The following is a 22,888-nucleotide window of genomic DNA, read 5'->3' on the forward strand; positions in this document are numbered from 1 at the left end:
ATATGAACCTAGCCTTAAAAGAGGCTTGGAAATATCAATTCTTAACTTATCCAAATCCTGCCGTAGGTTGTCTAGTATTAGATAAATACGGCAAGATTTTAAGCATTAAAGCACACCAAAAAGCAGGAACATTTCACGCAGAAAGATTATGTGTGAATGAAATCTTAGAAAAATATGGAAAAGATGCTTTAAAAGATAGTGTATTTTATGTAACTTTAGAGCCTTGCAGTAAGCAAGGTCGCACTCCACCTTGTCATGAATTATTAATAAAATATAAAGTTAAAGAAGTAAATATAGGCTCAAGTGATAGTTCTCAAAATGGTATAAATGAATTAAGGCAAGCTGGAATTAAAGTAAATCTTGGGATTTTACAAGATGAATGCGATAAACTAATTGCTCCATTTAAATTCTGGCTAGATAATAAGCCTTTTGTTTTATTTAAATTAGCAATTAATCTAAATTATAACAATGAAGGTAGTATTAGTAATGAGTATTTAAGGACATATTTTCACGAAATTAGAACCAATATAGATTATTTAATAATTTGTGGCAATACTTTAAGACTTGATAATCCTATGCTTGATGCTAGATATTCTACTAGCAAAAAAGCACCTAATTTATTAGTATTTTCAAAATATTTTCAAGATTTAAATTCTAATTTTAAATCTCTAAATATTTTTAAAACTAATAGAGAAATTATTTTTGGTAAAAATCCTTTAAAATTAAAAGATGAATTGCAAGAGCAAAATATTAAATTTGTAATGATTGAAGGTGGGTTTAATGCCTTAGAACTTTTCAAAAATCAAATAGATTGGTTGTTTTTACAACAAAGTAATTCTACTTATAAAAATTCAAATAACTTTAAGTTAAGTTTAAGTCCTATTTATCAAAGCACTACAAAAGATTTTTATAATAAACCACACGAATACCAACAATTCGGATTTTATGAAATAAGGGAATAAATGTTAGAAAAATATTTTGAAAAATTCCTAGTAAATTCTAGGTTTATTACAATCTTACCTGTTATTTTTGGTCTTTTAGGTGCTTTTATGTTATTTTTTATTGCTAGTTTTGATGTGTATAAGGTCATAAAAGTTACATATACTTATTATTTTTTAGGTGCTGATATTGACATTCACGAAGAAGCTGTAAGCACTATAGTTGGAGCTGTTGATTTATATTTAATGGCTTTAGTTTTTTATATATTTTCTTTTGGAATATATGAATTATTTATAAGCGATGTTGAAGAATTTAAACAATACAAACAAAGCAAGGTTTTAGAAGTTCATAGTTTAGATGAGCTAAAAGATAAGCTTGGTAAAGTTATTATTATGGTTTTAGTTGTTAATTTTTTCCAACACGCACTTAATTTAAAATTTAGCTCAAGTATGGATATGCTTTATTTAGCAATCGGTATTATGTGTATTTGCCTTGGATTATGGGCTTTACATAAAAGTGATAATAAATCTAAAGAACACTAAGGAGCAAAGATGATATTTATAGATACTTGTTTTGGAAAAAAAAGTGATGTTATGCCTATTTGGATGATGCGTCAAGCAGGTAGATACCTAGCTGAATACAAGGCTACTCGTGCTAGAGCAGGAGATTTTTTAAGTCTTTGTAAGGATTATAAATTAGCTAGCGAAGTTACGCTTCAGCCAGTGGATATACTAGATTTTGATGCGGCTATTATATTTTCAGATATTTTAGTAGTGCCACTTGAGATGGGCTTACCACTTAGATTTGAAGCAGGTGAAGGTCCTGTGTTTGATGAGATAATATCAAGTGAAATTGATGTAGAAAAATTAAATATAAATGCAGCTAGTAAATTAACTTATGTTTATGACGCTATAAAATTAACTCGTGAAAAATTAGCTTCAAATAAAGCTTTAATAGGATTTTGTGGTGCTCCTTGGACTTTAGCAACATATATGATAGAAGGAAAAGGCTCTAAAACTTATGTAAAAAGTAAAAGAATGATTTATGAAAATCCAGCCCTAGCACATAAATTATTAGCAAAAATTACTGAAGTTTTAAAAGAATACTGCGAAAATCAAATAAAAGCAGGTGCTAATGCTATTCAGATTTTTGATAGCTGGGCTAATGCACTTGAGCCTAGTGCTTATTTGGAATTTGCTTGGAAATATATTCAAGATTTAGCAAGTTATTTAAAGACAAAATACCCACATATTGCAATAATTGCTTTTCCTAAAGGAGTAGGTGGTTTTATTGAATGTTTAGATGCAAAAATTGATGTTTTAGGTGTTGATTGGAGCACTCCACTTCAAGTAGCAGCAAAAACTCCTTATGTATTACAAGGAAATCTTGAGCCTTGCAGACTTTATAGCAAAAAAGCTATAAAAGAAGGCGTTGAAATCATAAAAGAACTTACAAAAGATAAGGCTCATATATTTAATTTAGGGCATGGAATTTTACCTGATATTCCAGTAGAAAATGTAAGATATTTAATAGATTGTGTAAGAAATGCTTAGTTTAATATCTCTTGGCGGGACAATTTCTATGCGTAATTTAGGCGAAGGAGCAATTCCTAGCCTAAATGCTGATGATTTAACAAGTTCATTTAAAGACATTAATGCAATAACTTTTAGCAATATCTCAAGTCCAAATATAACTTTTTCAATGTTAATTGAAGTTTTAAATCTTGCAAAAGAAGAGATTAAAAAAGGCTCTCGTGCTGTAATTATTACTCAAGGAACTGATACTTTAGAAGAAAGTTCATTTTTTTGTAATTTATTTTGGGATTTAGATGAGCCACTAATTTTTACAGGTGCTATGAAAAATCCTAGCGAGTTAGGAAGTGATTATCTAGCTAATATTAGCAATGCAATTACTCTAGCAAATAGTGAGTTAGCAAGGGGTTTAGGTGTGCTTTGTGTATTAAATGATAGCGTTCATTCAGCACAATTTATCCATAAAAGCAATTCATTTAGTCTTGAAACTTTTACAAGTTTTAATCGTGGCTTGGTTGGAGAGATTAAAGAAGGTAGGTTTTATTTATTTAATAATAATTATAAAAGGCCAAAACTAAAGCCTTTAAAAGAAATTACTAAAAAAGTAGCCTTGTTAAAAATGTGCCTTGATTTTGACAATGATATGCTTGAATATGCTTTAAATAATTATGATGGTTTGGTAATTAGTGGCTATGGAGCAGGGCATGTAATGGCTAGAGCTATGCCAATTATTCAAAAAGCAAATATTCCAATAATTATGACAAGTAGATGTGAAAGTGGTAAAGCAGGTCTTAGAACCTATGCTTATGCTGGAGCTGAAGTTGATTTGATTAAAAATGGTGTAATTATGAGTGAATATTTAAGTGATGTTAAGGCTAGAGCTTTATTAATTAGTGCTTTATCTTTAGGAATTACAAATATAAAAGGTATGATTGAAGAATTGATTTAAAGGCAAATAAATTGCCTTTAGTTCTGTAGTGCTAAAATTAGATTTTTATTAATTAGTGCTTATCTTTATAAATTACAAATAGAAGAATTGATTTAAAGGCAAATAAATTGCCTTTAAACTTATAGTTTTTCTTTTATTTTTTCTGCATCAAATCCAAAATATTTAAATACATCTTTTTCTTTACCACTAGCGCCAAAACTATCCATTATGAAAAGCTCATCGCAGTATTTATATAATTCATAAGACCTTGCAGCTTCTATTCCGATAATCTTGCCTTTTAATAAAGATTTATCAAATTCTTTATCAAATAATTCAAAGCAAGGCATACTTAATACATTTATATTTTTATCTTTTGCAACTTCAAGTGCGAGTGCAACCTCACTACCACTTGCAATTATTGTAGCTTCTGCATTATCGCTATATTTTATAAAATAAGCCCCCTTGCTAATATCAGGAATGCTTGTATTTAAGCTTGGAAGTGCTGAGCGACTAAGTGTGAATGCACTTGGATTATTTAGCTTTAAAGCTACTTGCCAACAAGCTATATTTTCAGCCATATCAGCAGGACGGAAAGTGTATAGATTAGGAATATTTCTAAGAGTGCTGATTTGCTCAATTGGTTGATGAGTTGGACCATCTTCTCCTACTCCTATGCTATCGTGTGAAAATACAAAAAATGCTTTTAAATTCATTAAAGCCGCTAATCTTATTGAAGGCTTTAAATAATCACTAAATACTAAAAATGTAGCACAAAACGGATGCAAACCATATCTTGCCATTGCATTTATAATAGCACCCATTGCATGCTCACGAATACCAAAAGCTATATTTTTACCACCATTTCTAATATCTGCATAATCTTTTAGATAAGTTTTATTTGATGGTGCTAAGTCTGCTGAACCACCTAAAAATGTAGGAATTTGTTTTGCTATTTCGTTTAGACAAGCGTGGTTGCTATCTCTTGTAGCGTAATTTTTACTTAAATCAAGTTTAGAAAAATCCACATTTAAATCTTTTTTGCCTTCTAAATAAGCTATAAATTCTAATTGTTCATCATTAAATTTATTTGCTTTATCCCAACTTGCAAAATACTCATCACTTCTTTTACACATTTTCTCAAAGCCATTTTTAGCTTCGCTATCTATATAAAACTCTTCTTCATTCCAATTAGCTGCTTTTTTAGCTTTTAAAGCTAGTTCAGCACCTAGTGGTGAGCCGTGAGTTTTCTCGCTTCCTTCTAATTCACAAGCACCTTTTCCAATCTTGGTTTTAGCTATGATAATACTTGGACGCTCAGCATTTTTAGTCATTTCTAAAGCCTTGCTAATTTCATCAAAATTATGCCCATCAATAGTATAAACATCAAAGCCAACGCTATTAAATCTAGCCTTTATATCATCACGAAATGCTTGTTTTACATCGCCTTCAATACTAATTTCGTTACTATCATAAATTAATACTAAGTTATTTAAATTATGAACATTTGCTAAAGAACAAGCCTCATAGCTAATTCCTTCTTGCAAATCCCCATCTCCACAAAGGCAGTATATTTTATGATTTAACGAATTATTTAGTTTGCTACTAGCAAATTTTGCTGCCATTGCGAAACCAACAGCATTTGCAATACCTTGACCAAGTGGGCCTGTATCTATTTCTACTCCGTGAGTTTTAATCTCAGGATGCCCTGCTGCAAGTGAGCCTAATTGGCGAAAATTTTTAAGCTCATCAAGACTTAAATTAAATCCACTTAAATGTAAAAACGAATATATTAAAGAACTTGCGTGTCCGCCTGAAAATACTAATCTATCACGATTTATATGATTTTTTGTATTTAGATTAATTTTTGTGCTAAGCACTGCTAAAATATCACTAAGTCCCATTGCTACGCCTGGATGACCACTATTTGCACGATTAATCATATCTACACTTAAAAATCTTAAATTATTTGACATTTTTTCTAACATTTATTTTCCTTTGTTAATTGTTATAAAGAATTGAAAATCCCCGTTTTTATTCTCGTCTTTAATATATCTTTGAATTAATATATTTAAAACACCGCTTTGTTGAATTTGTTTATTAAAATCTGCTTTAGTATTTACTATTACATTATTTACTCTTAGGATTTTATCTTTTAGCTTAAAGCCTAAATTTTTATTTGAAATTCCTATTACATTTAGATTATTATCTAAAGTTATTCCTAAAGAATTTGAAATCTGTTTTTTAACAATTGCTTTTTTTGTTGTAAATACTGGTTGTTCATATATTTTAGGACTTACAACAGAGCTTATATTAATTTCTTCATTATCTCTTAAAACTTTTAAATAAATAGTGCTTTGATTTTCTGCAAAAAGTATTCTTTCATTTAATGCCCTAAGTGATTCTATAGGCTTATCATCTATGCTTAAGATTTCATCATTTAATCTTAAGTTGCTATTAAAAGTAATACCACTTACAAAATATCTATCCCCTCTTTGAGTAAATGTAGCACCAATATCGCCCCAATAAACATCATTATATTTTTTAAAATGATTTAAATAGCGATTGCCTATGAATTCTCCATTTAATAAACTAATACCCAAAACCTTGCAACAAGGAGAATTTAATAAACCAATTTTTGTATTAAAATCAAGCTTATCTCTTTCAAACAAACCTTGAGCTAGATATTTTAAATGTCCTATATATTCTTTTTTAGCATCAATAATTCCTAGCCAATCATTTCTAGTTCTTGTTGTTTCATCATCTGTGATTGGCTTTATTAAAGAAAAATCAGTCCTTACTAAATAAAGATTTAAAAATGGGTCGTATTTAATGTATGAATTTAATTTTGTATCAGGTAATTTTACTACAGCTAAAAGATTTTCATCTAACACAAAAGCAGGTAAGCCTTCGTAATTTAACATACTTGCTTTATTTTTTTCATAACATGCTAAATAATCATCAAATGTAGGTCGCTCTACGCCAAATAAGGTCGCTACTAACATTAAAGATAATGCAAGTTTTCTCATTTTCCTGCCTTAAAAAACATATCAGCCGCAGCATTTTTTGTGCTTGAACTTGCACTTTCTAATGCTTCATTTAGTGCAGAAATTAATAATATTTGCATAGATGATTTGTCTTTTAACAATTCATCATCTATTTTTATATCAATTACTTGAAATTTGCCATTTACTTTAACTTCTACCATTCCAGCACCACTTTTTGCTACAAATTCTTTATTTGCTAATTCGTTTTCAAATTCTTTAGCTTTATTTTGGACATCTTGCAACATTTCTTGCATTTTAGAAAAATCAAAATCTTTAAACATATTCACCTTTCAATCTAATTTTTTCTTCATAATTGTGTATTTCATATAAGCATTCAAGTGCTATTTTTTCATCTAAAAATGGATATTTTACACCTTTTATTTCTTGGTAATCTTCATCACCTTTACCTAAAATCATAACACATTCATTTTTATTTTGAGCTAAAAGTGCTTTATAAATTGCTAATCTTCTATCAATTACAATATTTATATTTTTTAATTCGTTTTCGCTTAAGCCATCTATCATATCTTTAAGAATTGCAATAGGTTCTTCATCTCTTGGATTATCACTTGTTAAAAATAAAGTTTTTGCATAATGACTAGCTATTTTTGCCATAGGAGTTCTTTTACTTTTATCGCGATTACCACCTGCGCCTAATACTACTATTAATTCTTTATGCTTCATTGCTTCTAGCACATTAGCAATTCCATCTGGAGTATGGGCAAAATCTACTATTATTTCTTTATTATATTTATTAGGAATGCTTTGCATTCTTCCCATTACCCCTGCATAATTAGCAATAGCATTAGTTAAATCATCTTTATTAGGTTTTACTAATTCATTAACACAAGCAAAAGCTGCAAGAAGATTATAGATATTAAATAAGCCTTTTAAAGAAGAGCTAATCTCATAAAGCTCATTTTTAACAGCAAAAACTGCTTCAATACCATCAATTAATGTATAAGCTTTTACGCTATATAAAGCAGGATTTTCTATACCATAAGTAATAGCACCTTTTACATTATAAGAAAATTTATAAGCATCTTGATTTATTATTTTTAAGCATTCATCTTGAAAAAAACTTGCTTTACAATTTGCATAATTTTCAAAAGTTTCGTGAAAGTCTAAATGGTCTTGAGTTAAATTAGTATAGATTTTAGCAGCGAATTTCATATCTCCACAGCGATTTTGTGCAATTGCGTGAGAGCTTACTTCCATTACAAAATATTCGCAATTATTTAAAGTTGCAATTTGTAAATACGATAATAATTCTAATAAAAATCCTGTTGTTAAAGATTTTGCCGCAACTTTTTTATCATTACAAAATGCCCCACGAGTTCCACATAAAAATACTTTTTTACCTAAATCAAGCAATATAGAATAAATTGCAGCAGCGGTAGTGGTTTTACCATTTGTGCCTGTTATACCTATAATTTTTATATTTTCATTGATTTTTAAAAGTTCTCTTGCTTTTGCTTCGTTAATTACTAAAGCACCTTTAGATTTTGCATCGTTTTCGTATTTGGAATTTGAATTGGTTAGTAAAAAATAACAACCTTTTTCACATTCATTTGAATTATCTGTTATGTAAGAATTATCTAAATTAACTTTCATAGTTTTTCAAAAGCTTCCTTTCCACCTTCAAGATTTATTAACGAAATATTGCTATCAATTTGTTCTTTTAAAGCCCTTTCAAGCCCTAATTTTAAAGTGGTATTTGCAGCAGCACAACCATGACAAGCACCAAGTAATTTTATATAAACAACCCCGTTTTTAACACCCAAAAACTCCAAATCACCACCATCATTATGAAGTATGTGAAGCTTTGATTTTAGGACATTTAAACAAGGTTCAATTAATTCTTCATCACTAAATATCATAATTTTTCCTTATTGTAATTTGTGTTATTGTGCTTTAATAAAATAAATATTCATTAACTAAGTTAGATGATAATTTTTATTTACAAATATTTTTTTAGGAGAATAAAATGGCAAAAGAATTAACAAGTGAAAATATTAATTTAGCTAAAAAAGGCGTTGCTTTAGTAGATTTTTGGGCACCATGGTGTGGACCTTGCAGAATGCTTGCACCTGCTATTGAAGAATTAGCAAATGAATTTGAAGGTAAAGCATTAGTGGCTAAGGTTAATATTGATGATTGTGAAGAATTAGCTGCTGAGTTTGGAATTCGTTCAGTTCCTACTATGTTATTTTTCAAAAATGGCGAAATAGTTGATACAGTAATTGGTGCTCAAGCAAAACAAGCTTTAGCTGATAAATTAAACTCACTATTATAATAAAATGATAAATCTAGCAGTATTTGGGGCAAATGGTAGAATGGGTAAGGAGCTAGTAAAACTAGCTTTGGCTGATGAGAATATTGATTTAGTATATTCTTTTACTAAGGAAAATAATGATTATAATGAGCTTTTTAAAGCTAATGTTATAATAGATTTTTCTACTCCTGCTGCTAGTGTTGAGTTACTTGAAAAAGCTAGCTTATTAGATAATCCACCAGCTTTAGTTGTTGGAACTACTGGGCTTAAAGATGAATATTTTAAAAAAGCTAAAACTTATAAAGGTAAGTTTTTTTGGGCTTCTAATACTTCATTGGGTGTTGCAATATTAAATGAACTTACGAAAATTGCTGCACTTGCTTTAAAAGAATTTGATATAGAAATTTATGAAAAACATCATAAGCATAAAGTTGATGCTCCTAGTGGAACAGCTCTAACATTAGCAAAAAATGCACTTGAAGCTAGAAATAAAGCTTTAAATAAAGAGCATAAGATTTGCTTTAACAGAGAAGGCAAAAGAGAAGATAACGAAATAGGTTTAGTAAGCCTTAGAGGTGGAAGCGTTGCAGGGTATCATAGTGTTGGATTTTATGGAGATGATGAAAGTATAGAATTAATTCATAATGCAAATTCTAGAGTAATATTTGCTAAAGGTGCTATTAATGTAGCAAAATGGCTTATTACTAAAGAGAATAAAAATTATTCTATGAGTGATTTTGTAGGTGAATTATTAAATAAGTAATTATAAAACATATTTTATTTTTAAGATTGCTTATAAAATTTATAATTAGTATTGCTTAATAACGAATAAAAATAATACCTTTAAACAATACAGATTCAAAATTTATAATCGTTATTTGAGCTTAATTTTTACAATATAAGTGATTTATAAAAAGGGCTTTTGCTTTATAAAATGTTTTTAAAATCCTTAAAATGTAATTTTATAATTTTTGTAAAACCTACTAAATAGATTTTAAAATCAATTTATGTATTAAAAATTGATAGAATTTTTTATTAAAATAGATATTAAAATTTTTAAGATTTAAGCTAAGATATTTTAAAGCTTCACAAAATAAATTAGTATTCAAATTTATGGATTGTATTTGTTTTATTAAAATATTTATAAATTTTTTTATTGCAGAGCAATTGTTGTTGTAAAATAAATTTGTTTTTATATTCTTTTATATTCATAAATTTATATATCAAACTAGAAATAAACTTATAATTCAAAGAATTTTATAAGCATATTCTTATTGATTTATAAGTTTATATTTAATACTAATAAAATACATATTTTAAGTGATATTTAGAAATTACGATTTCTCGTAATTTCTTAGTTTTAATGTAAATCTTTATTTAGTTTAATTGCTTTTTTATTAAAGCCTACTTGAAGTTTTCCATTAGTTGAGTTTAGTCTAAAGTGTAGGGCATTTAATCCTGATAATTCTTTAGCTTTATAAACATTTTTATCAAAATTAAAATTAGGATTTGCATTCTTAAGTCCATCACATAATAACAATTCAACCTTGCTTCCACCTAAAATTGCAATACCTGCATCAATTACACAATCATCTCCTAAAACTATTCCTGTAACACTATTTGCTCCTAATAAACATCTTTTACCAACACTAATTGGTGTGCCATCAGTCCCACTTAATACTCCTAAAATACTTGCACCACCGCCAACATCACTACCTTCGCCTACTATTGCAGAGCTTGAAATTCTACCTTCGCACATTACTGAACCTAGAGTTCCTGCGTTAAAATTCACATAACTTGCACCTGGCATAATCGTTGTTCCATTAGCTAAATGTGCTCCTAATCTAACCTTAGAAGTATCTAAAATCCTTGTATTATCAGCTGGGATTATTGTTTGTAAATATCTTGGGAATTTATCTACAAAATCAATTTCAGGATAAGTTTTGCTAAATTTTAATTCAGCTTCAAATTCTCTTAAATATTCTAATTCATAAGGTTTTGAATTGCTCCAAGCAAGATTTTTTAATAGTCCAAAAGCTCCATTTAGATTAATCTCTCTTGGTTTTACGAATTGTCTTGATAATAAATGTAGTTTTAAATAAACACTAGCAATGCTTTTAGGTGCTTCATCGCTATTTAGTGCAACTAGGAAAAATCTTTCATTTTTTATATTTTTTAAAGCTGCTTTTAGACTTATTATATTTTCGTGTCTTTTACCATCGTTTTCAAAGCATTCAAAATGTTTTAAGATATTCTTGATTTGCTCTTCTTTAAGCTCGATACAAAACTCACTTTCATTTTTGTAATTATTTAGCGCTAATTCTTTAAAATACACAGCAAAAGTGCCGAAATTTTGCATATAATTTACATTTGCAAAATCAATATAAATTAATTCTTTGCTTTTTTGTCCGAAATACCCAACTCCTAAAGCAAAAGCAAGTGGTTTAAAAAAGTCTTTTTCGCTTTGAACTTTTTCACAAAATTCATTAAAATTATTCATAAAATCTCCTTAAATCATATAACTTGTTTGATATAAAGTAATTAGCTCTTTATAAAGGTCTTCATCACTTCGTTTTTCTATAATACCATTACTTGGAAATAATCCATCATAAATCATTTGAACATTTTTAAATCTATTAGGGTGTAAGTGTGCTAATAGCTTTGCTGATATTTCTTTTCTTACTAAAACGGTTGGCGGGATTAGCCCTGAATGAAGCATTTCTCTAATCATTGATGAACGATATTTTATGTGATGATGAGCTCCGTGTGGGCATGATTTTGTGCTTACCATTACATTGCATTTATTACAAAATACAAATTCAGGTAAAACTATTAGCTCTAAGCCTGTTTTTTTAGATAATTCATCTATGGCTGTATGAGCTAAATTATTATCATAAAACAATCCTAAACCTTGATGATTTTGTCCTATTACTAGCTTATTTGCACCAAATGAACTTGCCAATAAACATTCGTAATTTGGGTCAAGGTAAGGACTAAATAAATCTATGTTTTTTAAATACACAGGGAAAATTCTCTCAAGTGGTAAAAAGTTTTTCGCATAGTATTCAAAGCATTCTTTTTTTGCTTGAAAATTTAAAGAATTTGTATCATATCCTTCAACTACGAAAATTATCACTAAATCAGCCTTATCAATAGTCCATCTTAGCATTCTTTCGTGTGCTCTTGTGATTGGGTCGGCATTTAGGATTAGGGCTGTTATTTTCTTGGCATTATTTTTTTTGATTTTATTATTTAGAGCAGTTTTTACTTTTTTAAATTCATTATTAAAAATCTCAACCTTTCCTGCTATGCAAGGATTTAATTCTTTATCTAATTTGCAAGTATTTGCACTAAATATATTTGTATATGCTTTATCATTATCAAAAGTAGTTGCTTGAGTGATTTTTCCTACTTTTTTATCATTTAATATTAATGTAATTTCATTGTTAAATTGATAGTTTTTAATATTATCATTTAATTCATAATTAGGAGAAAAAGCTAAAGTACAGGCTGATATATTTTTATCAATTGTGGCGGAATTAAATTCTTTAAAAACTTCTTCTTTATTTGGTAAATATCCATTGGTATTAAAAGAATTAATTTCAATTAAACTTAATATACTTAATTCTTTTTCAGTAATTTTTATTTCTTTTATTTTATTTTTTATTGATTCCATATTTTCTCCTTTTTTCCCAAAGTGATTTTCTGCTTAATCCTAATTTTTTACTAAGTTCTGTATCAGAATAGCTTTTTTGCCAATTAATTATCATATTTTTTATGTAATCATCAATTGTTAGAATTTCTCCTAATGCTAGTGTATTTGAATTGTCTTCTAGCTCAATTATGTTAAAGCCTTCAATATCGGCATTTCCATTAGTGTGAAATATAAAATTTTGCCCTTTACTAAGCTTGATAATTTGCTCTAATTTAGAGCCTTTTAAAACTTGAAAATTTGTAAAATATCTAATATCTCTATCTCCTACTAATAAATTATTTAGATTAAATGAGCTACTTAAATCAGTAAAATGAATATTTACATTATGAGAAAATACATAATTAAAAACATAGCTATCTGCTAAGATTTGCTTATTTGTTTTTATTAGTGTTGGAAATACTAATCTTTTTGCTGTATGAAATTTTGAATCAATAACTGATTTTATATAGCTACTTAATGCGGTATTTTGAGCTTTTAGCTTGTTGTAGCCATAAAAATAGTTTATTTTTCTAATAAGTTCTTCTATCATAAAAGGTTTTTGTATGTAATCATACGCTCCAGCTTCAATAGGCATACTAACTGTATCACTACTCACATAAGAAACTAACAATAATATAACGCTATTTTTATGATTTTGAATAACTTTTAAAAAATTATCTATATTAGTAGATAGCAAAATAACATCATAATATTTGTTTTTTATATCTTTAAAATCATTTGCAACTTCACAAATATATCCAGCATCATTTAGCTTTAAAGCCATACTTTGAGCTAAGTAAATCTCATTTTCAACTATTAATATTCTCATACTCGCTCCAATCAAATAATTTCATATTAACAACTACGCTTACGCTTATACCTTCGCATCGCCCAACAAAACCTAGTTTTTCTGTTGTAGTAGCTTTTATATTAATATTGCTTGTTTTTAGGGTAGTGATTAAATTTTTTAGCATTTCTTGTTTATATTTTAAGAGTTTTGGTTTTTCAGCACATATTGTAATATCAGCATTAATTAGCTCGTATCCATAAGATTTGCATTTATCATAAGCAAGTTTTAATAGTTGCATAGAATTTGCGTTATGATAATTATCATCATCAGGGCTAAAAGCAGCCCCAATATCTCCTAAGCCACAAGCTCCAAATAAAGCATCAGTAAATGCGTGAGCTAATACATCTCCATCAGAGTGTGCTTTTAGAGCATATTCTTTTCCTAGTCTTACACCTGCTAAGATTAATTCTTCATTTTTATTATCTTCATCTAATTTATGCCCTACATTAGAGTGGCAAAACTCATGCACATCGTATCCATATCCAACAAAAATATCTTTACTTGGCTTTGCTAGATTGAGTAATTTTAATTTTTGCAAGTCATTTTTTGTAGTTATTTTAAAGCTTAATTCATCTCCATTTATAGCTTTTATTGTTCCGTTATTTGCTAATATTGCCGAGCTTTCATCTGTAAAATTTTTTAAATTCGCAGATTTTAAAGCAGAGCTTTTGCTAAGTTGTGGGGTTTGAACTAATCTTAGTTCATTTCTATTTAAATAGCATTGTTTTTCTTCATTATAAATTGTATCAACAATTTTAATAGCTGGAAAAACACAATCATAATTTTTAGCATTTAATATAAGTTCGTTTAATACATTAGGATTGATAAAAGCTCTTGCTACATCAGTAATTAAAACATATTGAGAATTTACTTTTTCTAAAGCATTTTCAATACTTTCAAATCTTTCTTTACCGCCTTTAACATAAATATAATTTGGCTCTTTAACTTCATAAAAACAAGGCTCATCACAAACAATTATTATTTTTGAAAACTTATATAATTTCTCAAATTCTTTTGCTAAATATAGCCATAATGGGGATTTGTTTATATATAAATTTTGCTTTTTACAAGGTAAATTAAACCTAGTAGAATTACCTGCAGCTAATAAAATAAGCGTTATATCCAACATAATTATCCTTAAAATTATGATTTTGAGTAAGTTTTTAACATAATTTTATTTAAATCTTATCTAAAATGTAACATTTTTATAAATTAAATTAAAAATTGTTACATTCCGTAACAAGTTATAAAGATACTATGATTTTTTTAGCGGGAATTTGAAATTGAATTACATCATTTATTGAGTAATTTTTACATAATTTATTTTTTTTACCAATTGCTTTGATGATTTGATTATTGAAATTTAATGTAAAATAAATTAACTCATCTTTAATATCTATATTTTGAATAATTGCATTAAAGCTATTTTCTTTATTATTTTCTAATTCTATAAAATTAATTTTTGTTATTAATATAACTTCATCAAATAATTTTAGATTTAATTCAGTAAGAGCAGCTACTGAAATATTTGCTTTTATTAAGTCATCACCGCATTTGCAAGTTAGATTTATATAATTTTTCTCATTTTTAATCTCAACTATTTTAGCCTTAATTTTATTTTGAGCTGATAGTTTATAGGTAAAATCATCATTGAGTTTGGCTTTAAATTTGCAAAACTCTTCGTATTTTTTTAATATATCTTCACTAAAAGCACTTAATTTACTTCCTTCTTTTCTTGAAGTATTTGAAAATAGATTATACTCACTAGCTTTGCTTATTTCATCAAGACTATCCCAAGCATTTTTATAAGAAATATTCAAATTCTTAGCAGCTTTGCTAATGCTTTTGTCTGTTTTGATTTGTTGTAAAAGCAATATATGTTTTTTTGTAATTTTTACATTATCATTTAAAATAAATTCAATTTCTAGATTAATTTTCATAGTTTGTTCTTAATATTTTTTTGTTATTATTTGCCAAAAATACTAAATATGGAGTAATTTTGTGATAAAAAAATTATTTTTTATCCTTTCTTTGATTACGCTAGTAGTTGCGAACGAAATTGATGATTTTGAAGCAGAATTTAATCAAGTAGAAAGAGTAGATAAATTTTATAATTACAATAAAGCTGTTACTAGTTTTAATTATGCAGTTTATAATATGAGTTTAAGACCGCTTAGCAATATTTACAATACTATCACTCCTCCAATAGTTAAAAAAGGTGTTAATAATTTTTTCCATAATTTAGGGTCTCCGCTTAGATTTATTACTTTATACTTGAGTGGAGAATTTAAATCAGGAACTGCTGAATTAGGAGCATTTTTAGGTAATACCACATTGGGTTTAGGTGGTATTTTAAGACCTTTTAAATATGAAAAAGAAAGTGATTTTGGCTTGATGCTTGCTAGATGGGGTGTTCCACCAGGAGAGCATATTGTTTTACCATTTTTAGGACCTTCAAATGTAAGAGATGCTTTGGCATTGCCGTTTGATTATGCTTTAAAGCCTAATTTTTATTTAACTAATAATGCTAGTATTAGCGTTTCTACTTTTGGGCTGATTGATAAAACAAGTAGTAATTCTGTTTTAATTAATGAAGCTTATAAAAGTATAAATCCTTATGTAACAATAAGGGATTTTTATGAAAAAAACCGAAAGGAATTAGAATGAAAAAATTATTAATAATAGCTTTAAGCTTAGCAAGTTTATATGCTTACAAAATTGATACTTTTAAAGATGACATTGTTTTAGATGTTGCAAAAATACAAGATATCTTTAAGGGTGATAGCAACGATAAATCACAAGATTTATTTAATTTATTAAAAGATGATTTAGATATTGAATTAATGACGAAATTAGTTCTTTCAAAAAATGCTAATGAGTTAAGCGCTGAAAAATTAGCAGAATTTCAAAGTATTTTTATAGAAAGACTTAAAAAAGATTTTTCATCTAAAATTGATTTGGTTAAAGGTAGTAGCCTTGAATTAACAAGCACTAATATAGATGATAAAAGATGTCAGGCAAATATGAAAGTTGAGTATGAAGAACAAGTTAAAGAAATGATATTTAAGTTTAGAATTATCAATAACGAATGTAAGTTATATGATATTGATATTTTAAATACAAGTTTAATAGCTAGTTATAGAGCTCAGTTTTTAGATATTATAAAACAGAGTGGAATTAATGGCTTATTTGAAAAGCTTAAATGAATAAAATAATTAATTTTCTTCTTGTAAATTCTAAAAAAGTTTTTATGATAACTCTATTAATTTGTTTAGGGTTATCATATTATTCTACTAAGATAGAAGTTGAAGCAAAATCAACTAGCTTTTTCTTAGAAGATGATAAGGATTTACAACTATTTAATGAAAGTATAAAAACTTTTGGTTCTCAAGATTTTTTAGTATTAGCCTATAAAAGCCAAGGCGATGTCTTTAGTATTGAAAGTATTGAAAAACTTCAAAATATAGAGAAAAAACTATTAAAAATAGATGGTGTTAAATCAGTTCTTAGTATTTTAAATGCTCCATTATTTTTAAGTGATGGAAAAAGTATAAATGAAGGAGCTAATTTATTAAAAGCTAAAGATGAAATAAGTAAAAATAAATTTTATTTAAAGAATTTAATTAGCAAAGATTATTCAGTTGTTGATTTTTTAATATATGCAAATAACCCAGATGATTTGATTGTTACATTAAAGCAATTTGCGCTTGATAATGATTTGATTTTAGGTGGGATGAGCGTTATTGCAAGTGATATGATTGCTTATGTTAAATCTGATTTATATGTTTATGGAATAGGGTTATTTGTATTATTATCAATTGCTATTTTTATATTTTTTAGAAGTTTGTATTTTGTATTTGTTTGTATGTTTATATGCTTAATTTCTCTTTTTAGCACGACGGGAATTTTGGCGATTTTGGGTTATAATATAACCGTTATTTCAAGTAATTATGTAGCATTGGTTTTAATTATTACAATTTCTGTTATAGTGCATTTATTATCTCATTTTTCAGAACTTATAAACTTTAATAAAAATACAGATAGATTAACACAAGTAAGACACACATTATTAGCTAAGGCAAAACCTAGCTTTTATGCTATTTTAACAACCGTAGTTGGGTTTTTAAGTCTTGTTTTTTCAGGAATAAAACCTATTAGTGAATTAGGCGTTATGATGAGCATTGGTATTAGTGTTAGTTTGCTTTTATGCTATTTATATTTGCCTTATTTGTTACTTGCAAAAAAAGATTTTAAAAATGTATATTTTGCTAAAGAGCCTAAGTTTTTATTGTTTTGTGCAAATACTGCAATAAATCATAGAAAAATAGTATATTTTGTAAGCTTGATAATAGTTGTTTTTGCTATTGTTTCAATTCCAAAGCTTAGTGCTGAAAATAGTTTTGTGAATTATTTTAAAGATAGTAGTGATATTAAAAAAGGTTTATTATTAATTGATGAAAAACTAGGTGGAACGCTTCCGTTAGATGTAATTGTTAAATTTAACGATGAAGACGATGAACAAGCTGATGAGTTTGCTGAATTTTTAGATAATAGTGATAAGTATTATTTAACACCATCAAAAGTAGAAATTCTAAAAAAAATTCATAATTTCTTAGAAAATCAAAATTATGTAGGTAGTGTTTTAAGCCTTTATTCGCTTTTAGATTTTGCAAAATCTATGAATAATGGTAAAGATATTGATGGCTTTTTGCTAAATATATTGCAAAATAACCTTGAAGAAAGCACTAAAAAGCAAATTATTTATCCATATTACAACGAAAAATCAAAAGAATTTAGAATAGCAATTAGAATGGTTGATAGTGATAAAACTTTAAAAAGAGCTAAATTTTTAAAAGATTTAAATGATAATTTAAGAGAACTTACAAAAAATGATAATATAAATATTCAAGTAAGTGGAGTTATGGTGCTTTATAACAATATGCTAAGCTCACTTATAAGTTCTCAAGTAGATACTCTTAATTTTGTTATACTTAGCTTATTTGCATTGTTTTTAATAATTTTTAGAAATATAAGATTTAGTATTATTGGAATAATTGCTAATTTGATTCCTATTTCATTATTGTTTGCGATTATTGCTTTTAGCGGGTTAAGTCTTGATTTAATGAGTATTACAATTGCAGCAATTTCTATTGGAATTGGAGTTGATGATATAATACATTATGTTCATAGATTTAAAGAAGAAATCAAAAAAAGGAATTTAAATGATGCTATTAGGGCAAGTCATCAAAGTATTGGTTCAGCACTTTATTATACAACTTGCACTATTGTTTTAGGATTTTGTCTTATGATGAGCTCTAATTTTACACCTACTATTTATTTTGGATTACTGACTGTTTTAGTTATGATTTTATTATTATGCGGTTCTTTGTTTTTATTACCATCACTTATAATTAGTTTATATTTTAAGGGTTATTTTAAAAACGAATTATCAAAGAAGGATTTAAGTGCTTAAGTTTAATAATATAATTTGGCTTTTAAGAAAAAATTTTTTTATTACTTTTATTTTACTTGTATTAGTATTATTTTTTAGTTTTTATGTAAATTTTACAACAGTCAATGATAAACTAATTAATAATAACAAATTGATTTCTCATAGTATTCAAAATGCTATAAAACAGCATAAAATTAGACTAGATTTATATTCAAAAGCACTTGAGATGAATCCTAGTTTAAAAAATTTAGACTTAAATACATTTTCAGCATTTTATTATCTTAATGAAGATGGAGAAGTTTTAGATAAAATTAGCAGTGATGAAGTTGACCCTTTAAAAAAATTCATAGAAATTAATACTAGGAATTTAACTGGCAAAACTACTTATATTAGCGAATTAATTACTACTAAAGACTTACAAAGTAGCATATATTTTGCAAAAAAATTAGAGAATAATAAAAATACATTTTTGGTTGCAAAGCTTGATTTAAAAGAACTTTTAAAAAGTGTGAATAAATTTAATACTGATTATATATTGGTAGATTCTTTTGGTAATGTTTTGTATTCAAGTAATCAATCAAAATTAGATTTATCTGTCAATGTAAATGAGTTTAGTTACTATTGGTATTTATCTGGAATTTATCAAACAGCAAGTAATTCTGATAATATTATTAAAGAAGTAGAATATAGCGGCTTTAATGTGAGAAGCTTTATATCTGTAAGCGAGTATTTTAATTATTATTTTGTGTTAAGTGCATTTTTGCTAATAATATTAGTTATGTATTTTTGGAACGCTTATCTTGATTCTATGTTGGTTGAAAATGGTTTAGTAAGACAAGTAAGGTATTGCTATGATTTACAAGGTGCTAGCGATATTGATGAGTTTCAAAATTTTGAGCTAATAGAAGGCTCTGATTTAGAAGATTTGCAAAAACAAACGGCATTTTCAGTTCTTGAATATAAAGATATTAAAAAAGAATATAGAGAATTAGAACAAAGACTTAGCTCTATGTTTAGTAAAAGCACAATTCCTATGCTAATGATTGATGCTTTTACGGCTAAGATTTTTAAAGCAAATCAATCAGCACTTGATTTTTATAATCAAAAAATTACAGGTATGTCTAAAATGAATTTGTATATGCTTGGTAAAAAAGAGCAAAGAGATACCATTATAGACCCGATAAATTTTGCAAACAATATGCAAAATTCTATTAAAAATCAAGGATTTTATATACAAACTGAACACTATGTGAATGGAGAAGACTTTAAAGAAGTTAAAATATATCCATTCGTTATGAGATCGGAGAGATTTTGCTACGATATTTTGATGATTTTAGATACTAATATGGTTAGTAAAAGTTATGAAAATATTAAATCTCAATATGAAGCTTTAGAAAAAAGTTTCATTATTACTATGAATTTTACCCTTAAAGGTGGTAAGTTAAAAATAAGAAGTTGTAGTAAAAATATAGATAGAATTTTAGGCTATACAGCTTTAAGTTATACTTATTTTAAAGAGCTTTTACATAAAAGTAGCTATCCTGCTTATATTGAATTTTTATTAAAATTAAAAAATCTTAAAGATAATAGTTTTACAAATTATTCTAAAGTAATTGAACAAAATTTATATTTAAGACAAAATAATGGTAGATATGCAGAATTTAAAGTTAGCTTTAATATTTCAAGAGATTATAATTATGATAGTAAACAAGCTAGGTTTTTAAATATAACAGCTCATCTTGCTTTATTAAAACAAGATATATTAGAAGATGAAATAAAAGAACCTATATCTTTTAGTGATATTTATAAACAAAGTAATTCTATCATAGGTATATTTGATAAAGAATTTAAATGTATTAGTGCTAATAAAGAACTAAGAAATTTATTAAATACTCAAAATGTACCTAAGATATATTTAAAAGACTTGTTAGCAAAAGAGCAAGATAAAATTATTGCAAATATATTAGATGGCAAAACTTGTTCTATTAAGGATATTGTTTATTTAAAAGACTTTAATAATATATTGCATCCTAATAAATTAAGCTATGTTGTAACTAAGAATTCTTTAGGTGAGAATTTATATTGTTTAATTTTTAGACAAGAATACGACCCAGCAGAATTGGATAATTTTGTTGTATTTTGCAAAAATAGAATTGTAAATAATGAGAATTTAGATATTTTGTATTGTGAATATTACTATAAAGTAATTGGCAATAGAATTAACAATAACGAATCTTTTGATAATTTAGATTTTGATAAATTCTTAAATAATATTAGAAATTTTGATTTTACTAATGAAGAATTGGCTATTAAAGCAGATTATATGAGTAGATTAGTATCTTTAGTGAAAGAAAAAAATAGAGATAAAATTATGCAAATGTATGAAAACGGAAATAATATTTTTATAGGAGATATATATGAGCAAAGCTGACATATTAGTAGGTATTCAGTGGGGAGATGAAGGTAAAGGCAAAGTTGTAGATAAATTATGCGCTAACTATGATTTTGTATGTAGGAGTGCAGGAGGACACAACGCAGGTCATACTATTTGGGTTGATGGAGTTCGTTATGCTTTACATTTATTACCTAGTGGTATTTTGCATCATCGTTGCAAAAATGTAATAGGAAACGGGGTTGTATTAAATCCTGAAGTTTTGATTACAGAAATGGCTCAATTTGATAATTTAGAAGGTAGATTATTTATTAGTGATAGAGCTCATCTTAATTTAAGTTATCATGCACAAATTGACATCGCTAAAGAAAAATTTAAAGGTGATAATGCAATAGGAACGACTGGTAAAGGAATAGGACCTTGCTATTCTGATAAGATTTCAAGAAGTGGGCATAGAGTAAGTGAGTTGCTTGAACCTGAAAAACTTTGTAATGCAATTTTGAAAGATTTTGTGATAAATAAACCATATTTTGATACTTTAGGCGTAAATGCACCTGATGCAAATGAGCTGTTGGCTAATCTTAAAAGATATAAAGAAATGTTAGCACCATTTATTTGTGATACTACAAGACTTATATGGAAAGCTTTAGATGAAGATAAAAAAGTCTTATTAGAGGGAGCTCAAGGTAGTTTATTAGATATTGACCACGGAACTTATCCTTATGTAACTAGCTCAACAACTATTGCTGCAGGAGCTTTAAGCGGTTTAGGATTAAGCCCTTATGAAGCAGGCAAATCAATAGGAATAGTAAAAGCTTATACTACAAGAGTTGGACACGGACCTTTCCCTACAGAAGATAAAACAGAGCAGGGCGAAAGAATAGGCGAAATAGGAAAAGAAATAGGTGTTAGCACAGGTAGAAAAAGACGCTGCGGATGGTTTGATGCAGTAGCTGTAAGATATACTGCTAGATTAAACGGGCTTAGCGAACTTGCTTTAATGAAATTAGATGTTTTAGAAAATTTTGATAGCATTAAAATTTGTAAAGCATATGAATATAAGGGCGAAATAATTGATTATGTTCCAGCTGATTTAGAAAATGTAAAACCAATTTATGAAAGTGTTGATGGCTTTGGTAAAATTTATGGAATTAGAAGATATGATGATTTACCTGTAAATGCGAAAAAATATATCTCAAAAATTGAAGAATTAGTTGGTGTAAAAATAAAAATGATTTCTACTTCTCCTGAGCGTGAAGATACAATCATTTTATGAAATTTAAACAAATATTAAGTGTAAAAAAGCAAGCTTTACAAAATGCAGAGCTTGCTTTAAATAAAGCAAAACTTAAAAAAACTGCAATTGAACAAGAATTTGAATTAGTAAAAAAAGAATTAGACACATATCCAGAACCAAAAACTATACTTGAAATAAAATTAGCAAATGAAGCGATTTTTTTTAATTTAAATAAACAAAAAGAATTACTAGAAAAAATTAGTTTATGTGAAAAAGAGATAGTGCATTTTACTCATTTGTATAAAAAAGCTTCGCTAGATTATGAGAAAATAAAATACTTACACGATGAAGAAATTAAAAAAAAGAAAAAAGAATTTGAAAAAAAACAAGCATTAGAGTTAGATGAGATTGCAACAATGAGATTTTTTGCAGCTAATCAAGATATAAATTAAGTTTAAGGTTTTTAGTAAGATATTTTATAAATTGCTAAAAAAGGCTATAAACCAAAAATAGCTTTATTTTAGACATACAACCGATATTCAAAA

The 22,888-nt window shown here is 27.1% G+C and carries 22 protein-coding genes; 12 read left to right on the forward strand and 10 right to left on the reverse strand.

Annotated features, from left to right (window positions below):
- Window positions 1-2 precede the first annotated feature (2 nt).
- From ribD to AVBRAN_RS03330, 4 genes are read left to right on the forward strand one after another with little or no spacing between them, the layout of a single operon-like run.
- Complete coding sequence (ribD, locus tag AVBRAN_RS03315; protein WP_214117234.1) at window positions 3-962, forward strand: bifunctional diaminohydroxyphosphoribosylaminopyrimidine deaminase/5-amino-6-(5-phosphoribosylamino)uracil reductase RibD; 960 nt, start codon at window positions 3-5, stop codon at window positions 960-962.
- The gene (locus AVBRAN_RS03320; protein ID WP_214117232.1) at window positions 963-1,481 is read left to right on the forward strand and encodes a YqhA family protein; all 519 of its coding nucleotides are present in this window, start codon (window positions 963-965) and stop codon (window positions 1,479-1,481) included.
- A gap of 9 nt (window positions 1,482-1,490) precedes the next feature.
- Window positions 1,491-2,492, forward strand: coding sequence for a uroporphyrinogen decarboxylase (gene hemE / locus AVBRAN_RS03325; protein ID WP_239803548.1), 1,002 nt, complete (start codon window positions 1,491-1,493; stop codon window positions 2,490-2,492).
- Window positions 2,485-3,420, forward strand: a complete 936-nt coding sequence (locus AVBRAN_RS03330) for an asparaginase (protein ID WP_239803549.1) — start codon at window positions 2,485-2,487, stop codon at window positions 3,418-3,420. The genes hemE and AVBRAN_RS03330 overlap by 8 nt, the downstream gene beginning before the upstream one ends.
- A 119-nt stretch (window positions 3,421-3,539) precedes the next feature.
- Here the strand turns inward: AVBRAN_RS03330 and AVBRAN_RS03335 are convergent, their stop codons facing one another.
- The 5 genes from AVBRAN_RS03335 to AVBRAN_RS03355 are packed head-to-tail and all read right to left on the reverse strand — an operon-like array spanning window position 3,540 to window position 8,326.
- Window positions 3,540-5,384 (reverse strand): transketolase, encoded by a 1,845-nt coding sequence (locus tag AVBRAN_RS03335; RefSeq protein ID WP_239803550.1) that lies wholly within the window; start codon window positions 5,382-5,384, stop codon window positions 3,540-3,542.
- Window positions 5,385-6,425, reverse strand: a complete 1,041-nt coding sequence (locus AVBRAN_RS03340) for a PDZ domain-containing protein (RefSeq protein WP_214117224.1) — start codon at window positions 6,423-6,425, stop codon at window positions 5,385-5,387.
- On the reverse strand, window positions 6,422-6,724 hold the full coding sequence (locus AVBRAN_RS03345) for a YbaB/EbfC family nucleoid-associated protein (RefSeq protein WP_214117222.1): 303 nt from the start codon (window positions 6,722-6,724) through the stop codon (window positions 6,422-6,424). Before AVBRAN_RS03345 ends, AVBRAN_RS03340 begins: the two co-directional genes overlap by 4 nt.
- Window positions 6,717-8,057: a UDP-N-acetylmuramoyl-L-alanyl-D-glutamate--2,6-diaminopimelate ligase gene (locus tag AVBRAN_RS03350; RefSeq protein ID WP_239803551.1), complete on the reverse strand. Its 1,341-nt coding sequence runs from the start codon at window positions 8,055-8,057 to the stop codon at window positions 6,717-6,719. Before AVBRAN_RS03350 ends, AVBRAN_RS03345 begins: the two co-directional genes overlap by 8 nt.
- Window positions 8,054-8,326 carry a NifU family protein gene (locus AVBRAN_RS03355; protein WP_214117289.1) on the reverse strand — a complete coding sequence of 91 codons (273 nt, stop codon included), beginning with the start codon at window positions 8,324-8,326 and terminating at the stop codon, window positions 8,054-8,056. The genes AVBRAN_RS03350 and AVBRAN_RS03355 overlap by 4 nt, the downstream gene beginning before the upstream one ends.
- Window positions 8,327-8,430: 104 nt before the next feature.
- Between AVBRAN_RS03355 and trxA the strand changes: the two genes are divergently transcribed.
- On the forward strand, window positions 8,431-8,739 hold the full coding sequence (gene trxA / locus AVBRAN_RS03360) for a thioredoxin (protein ID WP_214117217.1): 309 nt from the start codon (window positions 8,431-8,433) through the stop codon (window positions 8,737-8,739).
- Between the two features lie 4 nt (window positions 8,740-8,743).
- A complete protein-coding gene (gene dapB / locus AVBRAN_RS03365) occupies window positions 8,744-9,481 on the forward strand; it encodes a 4-hydroxy-tetrahydrodipicolinate reductase (RefSeq protein WP_214117215.1) in 738 nt (245 codons plus the stop codon).
- Window positions 9,482-10,078: 597 nt separating this feature from the next.
- On the opposite strand, the gene AVBRAN_RS03370 is transcribed toward dapB, so the two are convergent.
- The 5 genes from AVBRAN_RS03370 to AVBRAN_RS03390 form a co-directional block, all read right to left on the reverse strand.
- Window positions 10,079-11,218, reverse strand: a complete 1,140-nt coding sequence (locus AVBRAN_RS03370) for a tetrahydrodipicolinate N-succinyltransferase N-terminal domain-containing protein (protein ID WP_214117213.1) — start codon at window positions 11,216-11,218, stop codon at window positions 10,079-10,081.
- Between the two features lie 9 nt (window positions 11,219-11,227).
- Window positions 11,228-12,394 carry a sulfate adenylyltransferase gene (locus tag AVBRAN_RS03375; RefSeq protein ID WP_214117211.1) on the reverse strand — a complete coding sequence of 389 codons (1,167 nt, stop codon included), beginning with the start codon at window positions 12,392-12,394 and terminating at the stop codon, window positions 11,228-11,230.
- On the reverse strand, window positions 12,375-13,241 hold the full coding sequence (locus AVBRAN_RS03380; protein WP_214117208.1) for a response regulator: 867 nt from the start codon (window positions 13,239-13,241) through the stop codon (window positions 12,375-12,377). The genes AVBRAN_RS03375 and AVBRAN_RS03380 overlap by 20 nt, the downstream gene beginning before the upstream one ends.
- Entirely contained in the window at window positions 13,222-14,391 is a 1,170-nt protein-coding gene (gene ispF, locus AVBRAN_RS03385; RefSeq protein ID WP_214117205.1) for a 2-C-methyl-D-erythritol 2,4-cyclodiphosphate synthase, read from the reverse strand. Before ispF ends, AVBRAN_RS03380 begins: the two co-directional genes overlap by 20 nt.
- Before the next feature lie 115 nt (window positions 14,392-14,506).
- Window positions 14,507-15,202 (reverse strand): LysR family transcriptional regulator, encoded by a 696-nt coding sequence (locus tag AVBRAN_RS03390; protein ID WP_214150508.1) that lies wholly within the window; start codon window positions 15,200-15,202, stop codon window positions 14,507-14,509.
- 91 nt (window positions 15,203-15,293) lie between these two features.
- On the opposite strand from AVBRAN_RS03390, the gene AVBRAN_RS03395 reads away from it, so the two are divergent.
- Genes AVBRAN_RS03395 through AVBRAN_RS03420 form a run of 6 tightly spaced genes read left to right on the forward strand, consistent with a single transcriptional unit; the run spans window position 15,294 to window position 22,795 of the window.
- Entirely contained in the window at window positions 15,294-15,929 is a 636-nt protein-coding gene (locus AVBRAN_RS03395) for a VacJ family lipoprotein (RefSeq protein ID WP_239803552.1), read from the forward strand.
- Window positions 15,926-16,468 carry an ABC transporter substrate-binding protein gene (locus tag AVBRAN_RS03400; protein WP_214117190.1) on the forward strand — a complete coding sequence of 181 codons (543 nt, stop codon included), beginning with the start codon at window positions 15,926-15,928 and terminating at the stop codon, window positions 16,466-16,468. Before AVBRAN_RS03395 ends, AVBRAN_RS03400 begins: the two co-directional genes overlap by 4 nt.
- A 44-nt stretch (window positions 16,469-16,512) precedes the next feature.
- Window positions 16,513-18,735, forward strand: coding sequence for an MMPL family transporter (locus AVBRAN_RS03405; RefSeq protein ID WP_239803553.1), 2,223 nt, complete (start codon window positions 16,513-16,515; stop codon window positions 18,733-18,735).
- Window positions 18,728-21,145 carry a hypothetical protein gene (locus AVBRAN_RS03410; RefSeq protein WP_239803554.1) on the forward strand — a complete coding sequence of 806 codons (2,418 nt, stop codon included), beginning with the start codon at window positions 18,728-18,730 and terminating at the stop codon, window positions 21,143-21,145. Before AVBRAN_RS03405 ends, AVBRAN_RS03410 begins: the two co-directional genes overlap by 8 nt.
- A complete protein-coding gene (locus AVBRAN_RS03415) occupies window positions 21,132-22,382 on the forward strand; it encodes an adenylosuccinate synthase (protein ID WP_239803555.1) in 1,251 nt (416 codons plus the stop codon). Before AVBRAN_RS03410 ends, AVBRAN_RS03415 begins: the two co-directional genes overlap by 14 nt.
- Window positions 22,379-22,795 carry a hypothetical protein gene (locus tag AVBRAN_RS03420; RefSeq protein ID WP_214117182.1) on the forward strand — a complete coding sequence of 139 codons (417 nt, stop codon included), beginning with the start codon at window positions 22,379-22,381 and terminating at the stop codon, window positions 22,793-22,795. Before AVBRAN_RS03415 ends, AVBRAN_RS03420 begins: the two co-directional genes overlap by 4 nt.
- The last annotated feature ends 93 nt before the right edge of the window (window positions 22,796-22,888 follow it).

It is taken from the genome of Campylobacter sp. RM12651, assembly GCF_022369475.1.
Lineage (GTDB): Bacteria > Campylobacterota > Campylobacteria > Campylobacterales > Campylobacteraceae > Campylobacter_E.

Bases quoted from the DNA above. Each gene is read 5' to 3' on its own strand.
- AVBRAN_RS03400 (WP_214117190.1), top strand. From the start codon at position 15,926: ATGAAAAAATTATTAATAATAGCTTTAAGCTTAGCAAGTTTATATGCT.
- AVBRAN_RS03350 (WP_239803551.1), bottom strand. From the start codon at position 8,057: ATGAAAGTTAATTTAGATAATTCTTACATAACAGATAATTCAAATGAA.
- AVBRAN_RS03380 (WP_214117208.1), bottom strand. From the start codon at position 13,241: ATGAGAATATTAATAGTTGAAAATGAGATTTACTTAGCTCAAAGTATG.
- AVBRAN_RS03375 (WP_214117211.1), bottom strand. From the start codon at position 12,394: ATGGAATCAATAAAAAATAAAATAAAAGAAATAAAAATTACTGAAAAA.
- AVBRAN_RS03335 (WP_239803550.1), bottom strand. From the start codon at position 5,384: ATGTTAGAAAAAATGTCAAATAATTTAAGATTTTTAAGTGTAGATATG.
- AVBRAN_RS03370 (WP_214117213.1), bottom strand. From the start codon at position 11,218: ATGAATAATTTTAATGAATTTTGTGAAAAAGTTCAAAGCGAAAAAGAC.
- ispF (WP_214117205.1), bottom strand. From the start codon at position 14,391: ATGTTGGATATAACGCTTATTTTATTAGCTGCAGGTAATTCTACTAGG.
- AVBRAN_RS03415 (WP_239803555.1), top strand. From the start codon at position 21,132: ATGAGCAAAGCTGACATATTAGTAGGTATTCAGTGGGGAGATGAAGGT.
- AVBRAN_RS03420 (WP_214117182.1), top strand. From the start codon at position 22,379: ATGAAATTTAAACAAATATTAAGTGTAAAAAAGCAAGCTTTACAAAAT.
- AVBRAN_RS03330 (WP_239803549.1), top strand. From the start codon at position 2,485: ATGCTTAGTTTAATATCTCTTGGCGGGACAATTTCTATGCGTAATTTA.
- AVBRAN_RS03345 (WP_214117222.1), bottom strand. From the start codon at position 6,724: ATGTTTAAAGATTTTGATTTTTCTAAAATGCAAGAAATGTTGCAAGAT.
- hemE (WP_239803548.1), top strand. From the start codon at position 1,491: ATGATATTTATAGATACTTGTTTTGGAAAAAAAAGTGATGTTATGCCT.
- AVBRAN_RS03320 (WP_214117232.1), top strand. From the start codon at position 963: ATGTTAGAAAAATATTTTGAAAAATTCCTAGTAAATTCTAGGTTTATT.
- dapB (WP_214117215.1), top strand. From the start codon at position 8,744: ATGATAAATCTAGCAGTATTTGGGGCAAATGGTAGAATGGGTAAGGAG.
- AVBRAN_RS03405 (WP_239803553.1), top strand. From the start codon at position 16,513: ATGATAACTCTATTAATTTGTTTAGGGTTATCATATTATTCTACTAAG.
- ribD (WP_214117234.1), top strand. From the start codon at position 3: ATGAACCTAGCCTTAAAAGAGGCTTGGAAATATCAATTCTTAACTTAT.
- AVBRAN_RS03340 (WP_214117224.1), bottom strand. From the start codon at position 6,425: ATGAGAAAACTTGCATTATCTTTAATGTTAGTAGCGACCTTATTTGGC.
- AVBRAN_RS03390 (WP_214150508.1), bottom strand. From the start codon at position 15,202: ATGAAAATTAATCTAGAAATTGAATTTATTTTAAATGATAATGTAAAA.
- trxA (WP_214117217.1), top strand. From the start codon at position 8,431: ATGGCAAAAGAATTAACAAGTGAAAATATTAATTTAGCTAAAAAAGGC.